9 protein-coding genes, 2 rRNA genes and 2 pseudogenes are annotated in these 14,085 nt (G+C 66.8%); 12 read left to right on the top strand and 1 reads right to left on the bottom strand.

The window, feature by feature from the left end; genetic code table 11:
- Positions 1–91 precede the first annotated feature (91 nt).
- The 4 genes and pseudogenes from ACFQ4H_RS24275 to ACFQ4H_RS24260 form a co-directional block, all read left to right on the top strand.
- Positions 92–3,201 (top strand): 23S ribosomal RNA (locus ACFQ4H_RS24275).
- A 75-nt stretch (positions 3,202–3,276) separates the two neighbouring features.
- A 5S ribosomal RNA gene (rrf, locus tag ACFQ4H_RS24270) occupies positions 3,277–3,393 on the top strand.
- A 1,359-nt stretch (positions 3,394–4,752) separates the two neighbouring features.
- The gene (locus tag ACFQ4H_RS24265) at positions 4,753–5,571 is read left to right on the top strand and encodes a Replicase polyprotein 1ab (protein WP_377574571.1); all 819 of its coding nucleotides are present in this window, start codon (positions 4,753–4,755) and stop codon (positions 5,569–5,571) included.
- A 5-nt stretch (positions 5,572–5,576) separates the two neighbouring features.
- Positions 5,577–6,404, top strand: a pseudogene (locus ACFQ4H_RS24260) (HAD-IIA family hydrolase); the annotation flags it as partial.
- A 111-nt stretch (positions 6,405–6,515) separates the two neighbouring features.
- Here the strand turns inward: ACFQ4H_RS24260 and ACFQ4H_RS24255 are convergent.
- On the bottom strand, positions 6,516–6,851 hold the full coding sequence (locus ACFQ4H_RS24255; RefSeq protein WP_377574448.1) for an SCP2 sterol-binding domain-containing protein: 336 nt from the start codon (positions 6,849–6,851) through the stop codon (positions 6,516–6,518).
- A gap of 115 nt (positions 6,852–6,966) precedes the next feature.
- Between ACFQ4H_RS24255 and ACFQ4H_RS24250 the strand changes: the two genes are divergently transcribed.
- The 8 genes and pseudogenes from ACFQ4H_RS24250 to ACFQ4H_RS24215 all read left to right on the top strand — a co-directional run.
- Positions 6,967–7,527, top strand: coding sequence for a phasin family protein (locus ACFQ4H_RS24250; protein ID WP_377574445.1), 561 nt, complete (start codon positions 6,967–6,969; stop codon positions 7,525–7,527).
- Between the two features lie 22 nt (positions 7,528–7,549).
- Positions 7,550–7,801: a hypothetical protein gene (locus ACFQ4H_RS24245; RefSeq protein WP_377574443.1), complete on the top strand. Its 252-nt coding sequence runs from the start codon at positions 7,550–7,552 to the stop codon at positions 7,799–7,801.
- Positions 7,802–7,829: 28 nt separating this feature from the next.
- Entirely contained in the window at positions 7,830–8,708 is an 879-nt protein-coding gene (locus ACFQ4H_RS24240) for a TlyA family RNA methyltransferase (protein WP_377574440.1), read from the top strand.
- Positions 8,705–9,589, top strand: a complete 885-nt coding sequence (locus tag ACFQ4H_RS24235) for an NAD kinase (RefSeq protein ID WP_377574438.1) — start codon at positions 8,705–8,707, stop codon at positions 9,587–9,589. Before ACFQ4H_RS24240 ends, ACFQ4H_RS24235 begins: the two co-directional genes overlap by 4 nt.
- Positions 9,590–9,836: 247 nt before the next feature.
- Positions 9,837–11,594 (top strand): DNA repair protein RecN, encoded by a 1,758-nt coding sequence (recN, locus tag ACFQ4H_RS24230; protein WP_377574568.1) that lies wholly within the window; start codon positions 9,837–9,839, stop codon positions 11,592–11,594.
- A gap of 117 nt (positions 11,595–11,711) precedes the next feature.
- On the top strand, positions 11,712–12,890 hold the full coding sequence (steA, locus tag ACFQ4H_RS24225) for a putative cytokinetic ring protein SteA (RefSeq protein ID WP_377574436.1): 1,179 nt from the start codon (positions 11,712–11,714) through the stop codon (positions 12,888–12,890).
- A 31-nt stretch (positions 12,891–12,921) separates the two neighbouring features.
- Positions 12,922–13,863 carry a copper transporter gene (locus ACFQ4H_RS24220; RefSeq protein WP_377574433.1) on the top strand — a complete coding sequence of 314 codons (942 nt, stop codon included), beginning with the start codon at positions 12,922–12,924 and terminating at the stop codon, positions 13,861–13,863.
- Positions 13,860–14,085, top strand: a pseudogene (locus tag ACFQ4H_RS24215) (hypothetical protein); the annotation flags it as partial. The gene ACFQ4H_RS24220 and the pseudogene ACFQ4H_RS24215, both read left to right, overlap by 4 nt.

The raw sequence follows: 14,085 nt of genomic DNA, 5'->3' as shown, positions 1-14,085 counted from the left end.
CATACCGTCCATGTTGGTGGGTTGGTGTGGTGCCGTGGGTTGTGGGTTGGTTGTTTGTTGAGAATTGCACAGTGGACGCGAGCATCTTTGTGGTCAAGTTGTCAAGGGCGAACGGTGGATGCCTTGGCACCAGGAGCCGATGAAGGACGTGGGAGGCCGCGATAGGCCTGGGGGAGCTGTCAACCAAGCTGTGATCCCAGGGTGTCCGAATGGGGTAACCCGGCACCAGTCATGTGGTGTCACCCGCACCTGAACTCATAGGGTGTGTGGAGGGAACGCGGGGAAGTGAAACATCTCAGTACCCGCAGGAAGAGAAAACAAAATGTGATTCCGTGAGTAGTGGCGAGCGAAAGCGGATTTAGGCTAAACCGGCTGCGTGTGATACCTGTCAGGGGTTGCGTGGTTGGGGTTGTGGGACTCTGCTGGGTGAGCTGACACTCATCCGAGAAGTTACAAAGCCAGTTGCTAGCCGAATGGTGTGGAAAAGCCAACCGTAGGCGGTGATAGTCCGGTAGGTGAAAGTGGCTGGTCTTCTGTGGATGTTCCCGAGTAGCGGCGGACCCCTGTAATCTGCCGTGAATCTGCCAGGACCACCTGGTAAGCCTGAATACTACCTGGTGACCGATAGCGGACGAGTACCGTGAGGGAATGGTGAAAAGTACCCCGGGAGGGGAGTGAAATAGTACCTGAAACCGTTCGCCTACAATCCGTCGGAGCCTTTAGGGGTGACGGCGTGCCTTTTGAAGAATGAGCCTGCGAGTTAGTGGCATGTGGCGAGGTTAACCCGGGTGGGGTAGCCGTAGCGAAAGCGAGTCTGAACAGGGCGTTCAGTCGCGTGTCCTAGACCCGAAGCGGAGTGATCTAGCCATGGGCAGGCTGAAGCGTGGGTAAGACCGCGTGGAGGGCCGAACCCACCAACGTTGAAAAGTTGGGGGATGACCTGTGGTTAGGGGTGAAAGGCCAATCAAACTCCGTGATAGCTGGTTCTCCCCGAAATGCATTTAGGTGCAGCGTCGCGTGTTTCTTGCCGGAGGTAGAGCACTGGATGGTCTAGGGGGCCTACAAGCTTACCGAAATCAGCCAAACTCCGAATGCCGGTAAGTGAGAGCGCGGCAGTGAGACTGCGGGGGATAAGCTTCGTAGTCGAGAGGGAAACAGCCCAGATCACCAGCTAAGGCCCCTAAGCGTGTGCTAAGTGGAAAAGGATGTGGGGTCGCATAGACAACCAGGAGGTTGGCTTAGAAGCAGCCACCCTTTAAAGAGTGCGTAATAGCTCACTGGTCAAGTGGTTCCGCGCCGACAATGTAGCGGGGCTCAAGTACACCGCCGAAGCTGTGGCATTCACATTTTTACTCGGCATTGCCTTTCGGGGTGGTGTCCAGGTGTGTGGATGGGTAGGGGAGCGTCGTGCCGGGGGTGAAGCAGCGGGGTGACCCAGCTGTGGACGCGGCACGAGTGAGAATGCAGGCATGAGTAGCGAAAGAAGGGTGAGAAACCCTTCCGCCGGATGACCAAGGGTTCCAGGGCCAGGCTAATCCGCCCTGGGTGAGTCGGGACCTAAGGCGAGGCCGAGAGGCGTAGTCGATGGACAACGGGTTGATATTCCCGTACCCGCGAAGGAACGCCCATGATGAACCTCGTTGTGCTAACCACCCGAACCGGGGGCGGTCTTCGGACCAATTTCGGGGAGCGTGGGAACCTGGCGGGTAGTAGTCAAGCGATGGGGTGACGCAGGAAGGTAGCTGATCCCGGCCGGTGGTTGTGCCGGGGTAAGCGTGTAGCCCGCACCATAGGCAAATCCGTGGTGCATGTGGGTGAGACGTGATGCCGAGCCGATTCAGGTGAAGTCAGTGATCCTATGCTGCCGAGAAAAGCCTCTAGCGAGTTCCGAGCGGCCCGTACCCCAAACCGACACAGGTGGTCAGGTAGAGAATACCGAGGCGATCGGGCGAACTGTGGTTAAGGAACTCGGCAAATTGCCCCCGTAACTTAGGGAGAAGGGGGGCCGGAGACGTGAAGCAACTTGCTTGTGGAGCGTTGTATGGCCGCAGAGAGCAGGGGGAAGCGACTGTTTACTAAAAACACAGGTCCATGCGAAGAAGTAATTCGATGTATATGGACTGACGCCTGCCCGGTGCTGGAACGTTAAGGGGACCGGTTAGCTCTTTTGGGGGCGAAGCTGAGAACTTAAGCGCCAGTAAACGGCGGTGGTAACTATAACCATCCTAAGGTAGCGAAATTCCTTGTCGGGTAAGTTCCGACCTGCACGAATGGCGTAACGACTTCCCCACTGTCTCAACCACAGGCCCGGCGAAATTGCATTACGAGTAAAGATGCTCGTTACGCGCGGCAGGACGGAAAGACCCCGGGACCTTTACTATAGCTTGACATTGGTATCCGAATTAGCTTGTGTAGGATAGGTGGGAGCCGGTGAAGCTCATACGCCAGTATGGGTGGAGGCAAGCTTGAAATACCACTCTGGTTGGTTTGGGTATCTAACTTCGGACCGTGATCCGGTTCAGGGACAGTGTCTGGTGGGTAGTTTAACTGGGGCGGTTGCCTCCTAAAGGGTAACGGAGGCGCCCAAAGGTTCCCTCAGCCTGGTTGGCAATCAGGTGTTGAGTGTAAGTACACAAGGGAGCTTGACTGTGAGACTGACAGGTCGAGCAGGGACGAAAGTCGGGACTAGTGATCCGGCACTTGCGAGTGGAAGCGGTGTCGCTCAACGGATAAAAGGTACCCCGGGGATAACAGGCTGATCTTCCCCAAGAGTCCATATCGACGGGATGGTTTGGCACCTCGATGTCGGCTCGTCGCATCCTGGGGCTGTAGCAGGTCCCAAGGGTTGGGCTGTTCGCCCATTAAAGCGGTACGCGAGCTGGGTTTAGAACGTCGTGAGACAGTTCGGTCCCTATCCGCCGTGCGCGTTGGATACTTGAGAAGGGCTGTCCCTAGTACGAGAGGACCGGGACGGACGAACCTCTGGTGTGCCAGTTGTCCCGCCAGGGGCACGGCTGGTTGGCTACGTTCGGAAGGGATAACCGCTGAAAGCATCTAAGCGGGAAGCTCGCTTCGAGATGAGGTATCCCACCCACTTGATGGGGTAAGGCCCCCAGCTAGACGACTGGGTTGATAGGCCGGAGATGTAAGCTCGGTAACGGGTTGAGTTGACCGGTACTAATAGGCCGAGGGCTTGATTACAAAGATTCTGCGCGTCCACTGTGTGATTCCTGGCAAACAAACAGCCCTGGGGGTTGTTTGATATGTCGATAGTGTTACGGCGGTCATGGCGGAGGGGAAACGCCCGGTTACATTCCGAACCCGGAAGCTAAGCCCTCCAGCGCCGATGGTACTGCACTCGGGAGGGTGTGGGAGAGTAGGACGCCGCCGGACTTCTTCTAGTTGTGGGCCACCCGGCATCCGGGTGGCCCACAACTGCGTTGCTCCGGTTGTAGCGCCATCAGGAAGGATTTACCCGTGAGTTCAGGACCGCAGGACGGAGACCGTCCGCGTCGTTACGACGATCGGCCCCGCCGTGACGACGGCCGGGGCTGGGCTCCGCGTCGCGATGATCGACCGCCGTATCGAGGTGACCGCGACGCCCGGGGCGGTTCAGGCGAGCGGGAAGGCTACCGAGGCGGTGGCCAACGTGGTGGTTCCGGTGGGGATCGTGACCGTCAGGGCGCTGGCCGCGAGGGTGGCTTCCGTGGTGGAGACCGTCGTGAGGGTGGTTTCCAGCGTGATGACCGTCGTGAGGGCGGTTTCCGTGGCGGGGATCGCCGTGAGGGTGGCTTCCGCCGCGATTCCGACTCGCGCGATGGTGGTTTCCGTGGTGGGCCGCCGCGTCGTGAGGGTGGTTTTGGCGGGGATCGTGACCGTCAGGGCGCTGGCCGTGAGGGTGGTTTCCGTGGTGGAGACCGTCGTGAGGGTGGTTTCCAGCGTGATGACCGTCGTGAGGGCGGTTTCCGTGACGGAGACCGTCGTGAGGGTGGCTTCCGCCGCGATTCCGACTCGCGCGATGGTGGTTTCCGTGGTGGGCCGCCGCGTCGTGAGGGTGGTTTCCAGCGTGATGACCGTCGTGAGGGTGGTTTCCGTGACGGGGATCGCCGCGATGGTGGTTTCCGTGGTGGGGATCGTCGTGAGGGTGGTTTCCAGCGTGATGACCGTCGTGAGGGTGGTTTCCGTGGTGGGGACCGTCGTGAGGGTGGTTTCCGTGGTGGAGATCGCCGTGAGGGTGGCTTCCGCCGCGATTCCGACTCGCGCGATGGTGGTTTCCGTGGTGGGCCGCCGCGTCGTGAGGGTGGTTTTGGCGGGGATCGTGACCGTCAGGGCGCTGGCCGTGAGGGCGGTTTCCGTGGTGGGGACCGTCGTGAGGGTGGTTTCCGTGGTGGGGATCGCCGTGAGGGTGGCTTCCGCCGCGATTCCGACTCGCGCGATGGTGGTTTCCGTGGTGGGCCGCCGCGTCGTGAGGGTGGTTTCCAGCGTGATGACCGTCGTGAGGGCGGTTTCCGTGACGGAGACCGTCGTGAGGGCGGTTTCCAGCGTGATGACCGTCGTGAAGGCGGCTTCCGGGGCGACCGTGCCGAGCGGCCGCGTCGCGACGACCGGCGTGGCTTCGACGAGCGGCAGCGCGAGGGTGGCTACCGGGGCCGAGGCGAGGAGCGGCGGGACCGTTCCCCCGAGGGGCAGGGTGCCGGTCGGGCGGCGGCGCCAGCGGGTCCGGCCCTGCCAGATGAGATTGTCGCAACGGACCTGGACAGCACGGTCCGGGCCGAACTCCTGTCGCTGGCCAAGCCGGTCGCGGAGACGGTTGCGCGACACCTGGTCGCTACGGGCCAGCTGATCGACGAGGCCCCGCAGGAAGCACTGGCGCATGCGTTGGCCGCACGCCGCCTTGCTTCGCGTATCGCTGCCGTCCGCGAGGCGGTGGGGCTGGCTGCGTACCACGCTGGCGAGTGGCAGACGGCGATCGCTGAGCTGCGGACGTACCACAGGATGAGCGGTCGGCAGACGCACCTGGCCGTGATCGCGGACTCCGAGCGTGCGTTGGGCCGCCCGGAGCGGGCGATCGACCTCTACCGGGGGGCCGACCGCGAATCGCTGGACCAGGCCGGAGCCATCGAACTGCTGATCGTGGCCGCCGGTGCCCGGGGAGACCTGGGTCAGGGTGACGCGGCGGTGGCAATGCTCCAGGTACGTGAGCTGACCGGTGACGCGACCGAGCCATGGGCAGCTCGGCTGCGCTATGCCTACGCCGACGCGCTGCTGGCCGTCGAACGTCGGGAAGAGGCCCGCGAATGGTTTGCCCGGGCCGCCGACGTCGACGAGGAGGGCGAGACCGACGCCTCCGAGCGCCTGCTCGAACTCGACGGCGTCGTGCTCGAGGGGGACGACGAGACGGACGCCGAGACGGGGGAGGATGCCGACGACAGCACCGAGCCGGAGACTCTCCAGGACCGGGAGGCTGAGGCGGCGGCCCCGGAGCAGCCGGCAGCCGACGACGACCGGGACGACACTGATTCTGCCCGGCCGCAGCGGTCCGAGGACGGTTCGGAGTCCGAGCGTTCGTGAACGACGTGACCCGGGAACGGCTGGTCGACAGTTACGACCTCGTCATCTTCGATCTTGATGGCGTGGTCTATCTGATCGATCGGCCGATTCCCGGCGCAATCGAGGCGATTGCCCGGCTGCATGCCGAGGGACGGCCGCTGGCGTACGCGACGAACAACGCCTCCCGCCGCTCGTCCGAGGTCGCCGAGCTGCTCACCGGGATGGGCATTGCCGCCCGTCCCGATGAGGTGCTCACCTCGGCAGCAGCCGCCGCGCAGGTACTGGCCGACCGTCTGCCAGCGGGTGCCTCGGTGCTGGTGGTGGGAGCGGAGGCGCTGCGTGCCGAGGTACGGGCCGCCGGTCTGCTCCCAGTTGCCCGAGCCGACGAGGAGCCGCAAGCGGTCGTCCAGGGGTACGGGCCGCAGGTGGGCTGGAGCGAGCTGGCCGAGGCGGCGGTGGCGGTACGCTCCGGGGCGCTCTGGATTGCCACGAACGCTGACCGCACCCTGCCCAGCCCCCGAGGCCCCCTGCCCGGCAACGGTTCACTGATCGCGGTGTTGCGTACGGCGCTCGACCGGGATCCCGACCTGGTGGTCGGGAAGCCCGAACCCGCACTGTTCCACACGGCGGCTCAGCGGATCGGGGCCAGCCGTCCACTGGTCGTCGGTGATCGTCTGGACACGGACATCGAGGGCGCGGTACGGGCGGGAATGGACAGCCTGCTGGTGCTCACCGGGGTGAGTTCGCTGGCGGATCTTCTCGACGCGCCGCCCTCGGCCCGGCCCACGTTCGTGGCACGTGATCTCGGTGGACTGTTTGAGATGGACGGTGTGGTACGGCTGCCCGACCCCACTGTGGGCACCGACGCGGTCCGTGAGGCGTTGCGTCAGCTGGCACCCGTCGACGAGTGACGGCCGGACCCATGGCTTCCGCCGGGCCTGCCGGCCGGGCGGACGGCGTACCCGCTAGAGCAGCTTGCGGAGTTTGAGCAGGTCGAACGGGCTGGCGCTGATCGACACCCGGCGGTTGGCCAGCGCCCTTGGAAGGTCGAGCCGGCCCTGGATCAGGGCGATCAGGTCGTCGCTGGTCGTACTGAGAGCGATCTTCGCTTTCGGGTCGTCGCCGTCTTCGAGGCCGAGCAGCCGTCCGTTGCTGAGCCGGCCGTGGAACGCGGTACCGAGGTCGGTGATCCGGCAGGCCAGGGTCCGGTCGAGGTTCACCAGGGCACCTGCGTTGGCATTGGCCTCCAGACGGCGCGCCAGCTCATCTAACGCCTGCCGGCACTCGTCCACGCTGGCCACCGTTGCCTCCTCGTCCGACACAATGTCCGTTCCCGGGCACCGTACCGCACCGGGTATCAACCGGCGCCCGGTAGCGTGACAGCCGGACATAGTCGGCATCGCGAAGGGAAGTGGCATGCAGGACGCGTGGCGGGCCTATCTGGAGCTGGCCCTGGGGTTGACGGAGGCGTCACGGAAGCGGGCGCAGACCGTCGCCCGGAAGGTGGTCGGGTCCAGCGGTGCCACGGCTGCGCAGCTGCAGGCGTTGGCCGAGGAACTGGTGTCCACCGGCCTCGCCAACCGGGAGGCGCTGACCAAGATCGTTCGGTTCGAGGTCGATCGGGCGTTGGGGGTGGTGGGTCTCGCCACGGCCGACGAGGTCGCCGCGTTGACCAAACGGGTGCACGAGTTGGAGCGGGAGCTACGCGAGGCCAGGACCGTGGCGGAGGCGGCTGCCGCCCAGTCGGGTGCCGCCGGGACGGTGGCTGGGCCGACGACAGCGACCAAGCCGGTGGCCAAGAAGGCCGCCGTCAAGAAGGCGGTCGCGAAGAAGGCGGTAGCCAAGAAGGCCGCCACCGAGAAGCCTGCGGCCACGATTGTGGCGAAGAAGACCGTGGCGAAGAAGGCCACGGCCAAGAAGACTGTGGCCAAGAAGACCACAGCCAGGAAGCTGCCACCGGGGACCGGTGTGGCATGAGCGGACATTGTCAGGTGACAGCATGAGCGCCCCCGTACCCGGCCCCTTCCGGGGTGGATCGTCCTTCGCCGTACCGTTGTGGTCGGCTCAACCCCCGGGGTTCCCGCAGGCATCGGCTCCGGGCGACGGACCGGGCTCCGGGCACCCGGCCGTCGACGCGGCCATCCAGGCGATCATCAACGCCGCTGGCCTTTCCCCGGCGGACCAGATCGCCCAGTTCGAGGCCGCGCACCACACGCTGCGCGAAACCCTCGCCACCATCGACCACACCTGACCTGACCGAGTTCCCGGAGATCCGCCCCATGGCACGTCGTACCCGGCTCGATGCCGAACTTGTCCGCCGAGGCTTGGCCCGATCACGCGAGCAGGCCGCCGCGTTGGTCGAGGCCGGGCGGGTACAGGTACGCGGGGTACCGGCCCGCAAGGTGGCCGCCATGGTCGATCCCGCCGATGCCGTACGGGTGGTGGGGGAGGACCCCACCCAGGACTACGTCTCCCGGGGCGGGCACAAGCTGGCCGGAGCGCTGGCGGCATTCACCCCCGAAGGGCTGGGTGTGGCCGGTCGGCGTTGCCTCGATGCGGGCGCTTCGACCGGTGGCTTCACCGACGTGCTGCTGCGGGCCGGCGCCGCCGAGGTGGTCGCGGTCGATGTCGGCTACGGTCAGCTCGCCTGGTCGCTGCGCGGTGACGATCGGGTACGGGTCTTCGAGCGCACCAACGTCCGTACCCTGACGCCGGAGATCATCGGCGGCCGGGTGGATCTCACCGTGGCGGATCTGTCCTTCATCTCGTTACGTCTGGTGTTGCCGGCGCTGGCCGGGTGCACGGAGCCGGACGGGGACCTGGTGCTCATGGTCAAGCCGCAGTTCGAGGTCGGCAAGGAGCGGGTCGGCGCGGGCGGGGTGGTCCGTGATCCGCAGCTGCGGGCCGAGGCGGTGCTCGACGTCGCGGCCACCGCCCTCGAACTCGGGCTCGGCCTGGCCGGGGTGGCAGCCAGCCCGCTGCCGGGGCCGAGCGGAAACGTCGAGTTCTTCGTCTGGTTGCGCCAGGGGGCGCCGGCGGCTGACGAGCAGCGGGTGCGGGCGGTCGTGGCCGCTGGTCCGGTGGGTTCGGTGCCGGGGCCGTCTGCGGCCGGAGAGTCGCTGGTTGAGGGGCCGCCGGCGGGGGAGATGAGCAGATGAGCCGTACGGCACTGTTGGTGACGCACACCGGTCGGCGGCGCAGCACCGAACACGCCCGTACGGTCGCCGCGGACCTCATCGCGGCCGGGTTCGAGGTACGGGTCGTCGCCGAGGAAGCCGACGATCTGCACCTGCCCGGGGTGCTGCCGGTGAGTGGACCGGCTGCCGCCGAGGGAGCGGAGATCGTGGTCGCCCTCGGCGGTGACGGCACCTTCCTGCGGGCCGCGGACCTGGCCCGTCCTGCCAAGGCGCCACTGCTGGGCATCAACCTCGGCAAGGTCGGCTTTCTCGCCGAGGCGGAGATCGACGATCTGGACCTGGCGGTCCGCGACGTGGTGAGCCGTAGCTACACAGTGGACGAGCGGCTCACCCTCGACGTCACCGCCGAGTTCGAGGGCGGGCCGGTCATCCACTCCTGGGCGTTGAACGAGGTCAGCGTCGAGAAGGGCGAGCGTGCCCAGATGCTGGAGCTGCTCGTCGATGTGGACGGTCGGCCCCTGTCCCGGTACGGCTGTGACGGCGTGGTCTGCGCCACCCCGACAGGTTCGACCGCGTACGCCTTCTCCGCTGGCGGTCCGGTGGTCTGGCCGGAGGTGGAGGCGCTGCTGCTGGTGCCGATCAGTGCGCATGCGCTGTTCAGTCGCCCGTTGGTGACCGCGCCGACCTCCACTTTCTCGATCACCGTGGACCCGTTCACCACCCTGGCGGTGCTCTGCTGCGACGGTCGGCGGGTCTACGACCTGCCGCCGGGAGCCAGGGTCACCGTGCGGCGGGGAGACCTGCCGGTGCGCATCGTACGGCTGCGGCCACGGCCGTTCTCCGACCGGTTGGTGGCCAAGTTCGGTCTACCCGTGCACGGTTGGCGGGGCAGCCGCCGCTGAGCGGCAGTGCCGGTGTAGCAGACGGTCGGTGTCGAGAAGTTAGCCGGCGGTGTCGAGAAGGTAGCCGGCGGTGTCGATGAGTGGCCCGCCAGCTCCGGAAGGCAACCGGACCGCAGCGGGAAGGCGATCCGAGCGTTGCGGGAAGGCGATCCGACCGTAGTCGGAAGGTACCCGGCCAGAGTCGGAAAGCGCCCGCCAGCCGCGTCGGGTGGTCAAGTGTCGGGCCCCACTACTACTGTCGGTGGCTGTGCTGGAAGAGCTGCGCATCACCGGACTGGGCGTCATCGAGGACACGACACTGCCGTTGGCCGGCGGTATGAACGTCATCACCGGCGAGACCGGTGCGGGTAAGACGATGGTGGTGACCGGCCTCGGGCTGCTCTTCGGTGGCCGGGCCGACGCCAGCCGGGTGCGTTCCGATCCCGGTCGCGCCGTGGTCGAGGGGCGACTGCGGTTGGCCGGCCGTACGGCCGCCGTGGTGCACGCGCGCATCGCCGACGCCGGCGGGGAGGCCGACGACGACGGGACGGTGCTGCTGAGCCGTACGGTCACCGTTGAGGGGCGCTCGCGGGCCCACGTGGGGGGCCGGGGCATGCCGGTCTCGATGCTGGGCGAGGTCGGCGAGCAGGTGGTGGCGGTGCACGGCCAGTCCGACCAGTTGCGGTTGCTCCGCCCGGCCGAGCAGCGGGCCGCCCTGGACCGGTTCGCCGGTCCGGAGCACGAGAAGCTGTTGGAGGCGTTCCGCGAGACGTACACCGAGTGGCGACGGATTTTCGACGACCTTGCCGATCGTCGCCGCAACGCGCGTGAGCGTCACCAGGAGGCCGACCTGCTGCGGCTGGGGCTGGACGAAATCACGCGGGTCGACCCGCAGCCCGGCGAGGACGACGAGCTCAAGGCAGAGGCGCAGCGACTGGAGCATGCCGAGGGGCTGCGTACCGCGGCGCAGATGGCCCAGCAGTGTGTGGCCGGTGCGGCGGAGGTGGCTGACGACACTCCGGACGCGACGGCGTTGCTGGCCATGGCGCGGCGGGCACTCGAGGCACAGGCCGGGGTCGACCGTACCCTCGGCGATTTGGCGGTCCGGTTGGAGGAGGCTGCGACCCTGATCGGCGATGTCGCCGCGGAACTGTCGACCTATCTCGGGGTGCTCGATGCCGATCCGGCCCGGTTGCAGGCCGTGTACGAGCGTCGGGCCGCGTTGCGTGCGTTGACCCGTAAGTACGCCGACGACGTCGATGGGGTGATCGCCTGGGCGGACCGGGCCCAGCGACGTCTGTCCGAACTGGACACCTCGGACGAGTTGCTGGACGAGTTGGAGCGGGAACGGGAACGACTGGCCGGTGAGGTGGCCGAGCTGGCTGAGCGGCTGTCGGCGGCACGTCGGGAGGCCGCTGGCCGGTTCGCCGAGCAGGTCAGCGTCGAGCTCGCCGGGTTGGCCATGCCGCATGCCCGGATCGAGGTGACCGTGTCGCCCCGCCCGGCGGGGCGGGGGGAGCCGACCCTGTGCGTCGGCGGTGGTGAGGCGGGTGTCGGTCCGGACGGGGCCGACGAGGTGGAGTTGCGTCTGTTGGCTCACCCTGGTGCGCCGTCCCTGCCGCTGCAACGGGGGGCCTCCGGGGGTGAGCTGTCCCGGGTGATGTTGGCCATCGAGGTGGTGTTCGCCGGTTCGGGTGGCCCGCCCACCCTGGTCTTCGACGAGGTCGACGCCGGTGTCGGCGGTCAGGCGGCGGTGGAGATCGGTCGCCGGCTGGCCCGGCTGGCCCGTAGTCACCAGGTGTTGGTGGTGACCCATCTGCCGCAGGTCGCGGCGTTCGCCGACCGGCATCTGGTGGTGGCCAAGGACACCGGCGGCGCGGTGACCACCAGTGGGGTCCGAGTGGTGGAAGACACTGAACGGGCCAGGGAACTGGCCCGGATGTTGGCCGGTTTGCCGGACTCTGACCTGGGTATCGCCCACGCTGAGGAACTCCTGGCCGTGGCTGCCAGGGAGAGGCGTCCGTGAACCGATAATGTAACCACTGCCACGCCCGGGTAGTGTGGGTGTTCTTCCGTGGGGTGGCGGCCCTGCTCAAGGCATGTCGCGACAGAAAACCCTGCCTCACATGCCAGGATGGTCACGATGCGTCTACCCACCTTGCGCCGGAACCGGAGCGCGGAACCAGGCACGATTGTCGGCACCGCGCGCCTTGATCGCCGGACGAAGCGTCTGGTCGGTCGGCTGCGCCCAGGTGAGATCGCCGTGATCGACCACGTCGACCTCGACCGGGTCGCGGCGGACTCGCTGGTCGCGGTTGGGGTGGCCGCCGTACTCAACGCCAAACCGTCGGTTTCCGGTCGCTATCCCAACCTTGGGCCGGAAGTGCTGATCAACGCCGGTATCCCGCTTCTCGACGACCTCGGGGAGAGCGTCTTCCAACAGATCCGGGAAGGCGACACGGTCCGGATCGAGGGCAACACCGTCCTGGTCGACGGTGAGCCGGTGGCGCATGGCAGCCTCCAGGACGCCGAGACCGTGGCAAAGGCGATGGCCGACGCCCGGGAGGGGCTTTCCGTGCAGTTGGAGGCATTTGCCGCCAACACCATGGAATACCTCAAACAGGAACGTGATCTGTTGCTCGACGGTGTCGGTGTGCCCGACATCGAAACCCACATCCAGGGCCGGCACTGCCTGATCGTGGTACGGGGCTACGACTACAAGGCCGATCTCGACGTGCTGCGGCCCTACATCCGGGAGTACAAGCCGGTACTGATCGGCGTCGATGGCGGCGCGGATGCGCTCGTCGAGGCCGGATACACCCCCGATATGATCATTGGCGATATGGACTCGGTCACCGACGACGTGTTGCGGTGCGGTGCCGAGGTGATCGTGCATGCCTATCCCGACGGGCGCGCGCCGGGCCTGGAACGCGTACAACAGCTCGGCGTCCGGGCCGAGACGTTTCCCGCCGCCGCCACCAGTGAGGACCTCGCCATGCTGCTGGCCGACGAGAAGGGCGCGACCCTGCTGGTCGCGGTCGGCACCCACGCCACCCTGGTCGAGTTCCTCGACAAGGGCCGGGGCGGGATGGCATCGACGTTCCTCACCCGCCTCAAGGTCGGCGGGAAGCTGGTCGACGCCAAGGGCGTCAGTCGGCTCTACCGGCAGAGCATCTCCGGATCCTCCCTGTTGCTACTGGTGCTTTCAGCCGTGGCCGCGATGGCATCGGCGGTGGCGGTTTCCACCGTCGGTAAGGCATACCTCGGCGTCGTCTCCGAATGGTGGGACAACCTAGTCTTCCAACTCGGACAGCTCTTCTAACCCCCCACGAACCGACCAAGAGGCTGTAGGTGTGATTAATTTCCGGTACCACGTGGTGTCGCTCACCGCGGTCTTCCTCGCCCTGGCGATCGGACTGATAGTCGGGACCGCGGCCCTCAACGGACCGGTCGCCGACTCGCTCAACGAACGGGTCGCGATGTTGAGCAAGAGCAACGACCAGTGGCGTGAGAAGGTCGCCGACCTCGAGAAGGAACTCTCCCTCGAAGAGGACTTCGCCGTCGAAGCGGCGCAGATCATGCTGCCGAACACCCTGACCGGTCGTCGGATCCTGGTGCTGGGGCTGCCCAGCGGACGTGACTACGTCGAGGGCGTCCTGGAGATGCTGCGGCTCACCGGGGCCACCATCACCGGTCGGGTCGACATACTCGACAAGTTCGTCGACCCGGACAACAACGACGCCCTGCTCGAGTTGGCCCTGCGCGCCGCGCAGCCCACGGTGCCGGCCACCGGGCTGCCGGGCAACAGCGACGGAGCCGAGACCTCCAGCGCCCTGCTGGCCAGTGGACTGCTGGACTCGGCCCCGGGCGCCCCGGCGGTCACCGAACCCGACCGACGGGCACTGCTGAACGCCTACAGCAACGCCGGCTACCTCACCGTCGACGGTAAGGTCAGCGGCCCGGCCGAGGCGGTGGTGGTGGTCAGCGGACAGGCCTACGTCGACAAGAACGCGGACAAGAAGGACCTGTCGGTGGTTCGGATGGTGGCCCAGTTCGACAAGGCGGCGTCCCTCGTCGTCGCCGGCAGCGGCTCCGCCGACGGCAACATCGTCGCGACCGTACGCAAGCAGCCCAACCTCGCCCAGAGCATCTCCACGGTCGACAACTCCAACACCCCCCAGGGGCAGCTGACCGTGGCACTGGCAACGGTCGAGCAGGTGGCCACCAAACGGGTGGGCCATTACGGCATCGGCGCTGGCCGGGCCTCCCTGCTGCCGCCGAAGTCCACGTCGTGACCGCGCGGGGGATCACCGGGCGTCTGCTGGCCGCCGGCGTCGGCGCCCTGGCTGCCCGAGCCGTGCTACGGGCGGTGACAGCGAGTCCGCGTGCGGCGACGCTGGAACGCACCAACTTCCGGGGCCGTACCGTCACCCTCGCGGCCGGACCCGCGTTCTCCGTCGGAGCCGCCGTGGCCGGCGCGCTCGACGCGCCGAGCCGGCCCGCCGCCGCCGCGGCAC

Origin of the sequence: Micromonospora sonneratiae (genome assembly GCF_042679305.1) — a bacterium.
Taxonomy (GTDB): domain Bacteria; phylum Actinomycetota; class Actinomycetes; order Mycobacteriales; family Micromonosporaceae; genus Micromonospora_H; species Micromonospora_H sonneratiae.
Note: the sequence above shows the minus strand (reverse complement) of the source record. Positions and strands in the feature narration are given on the sequence as shown.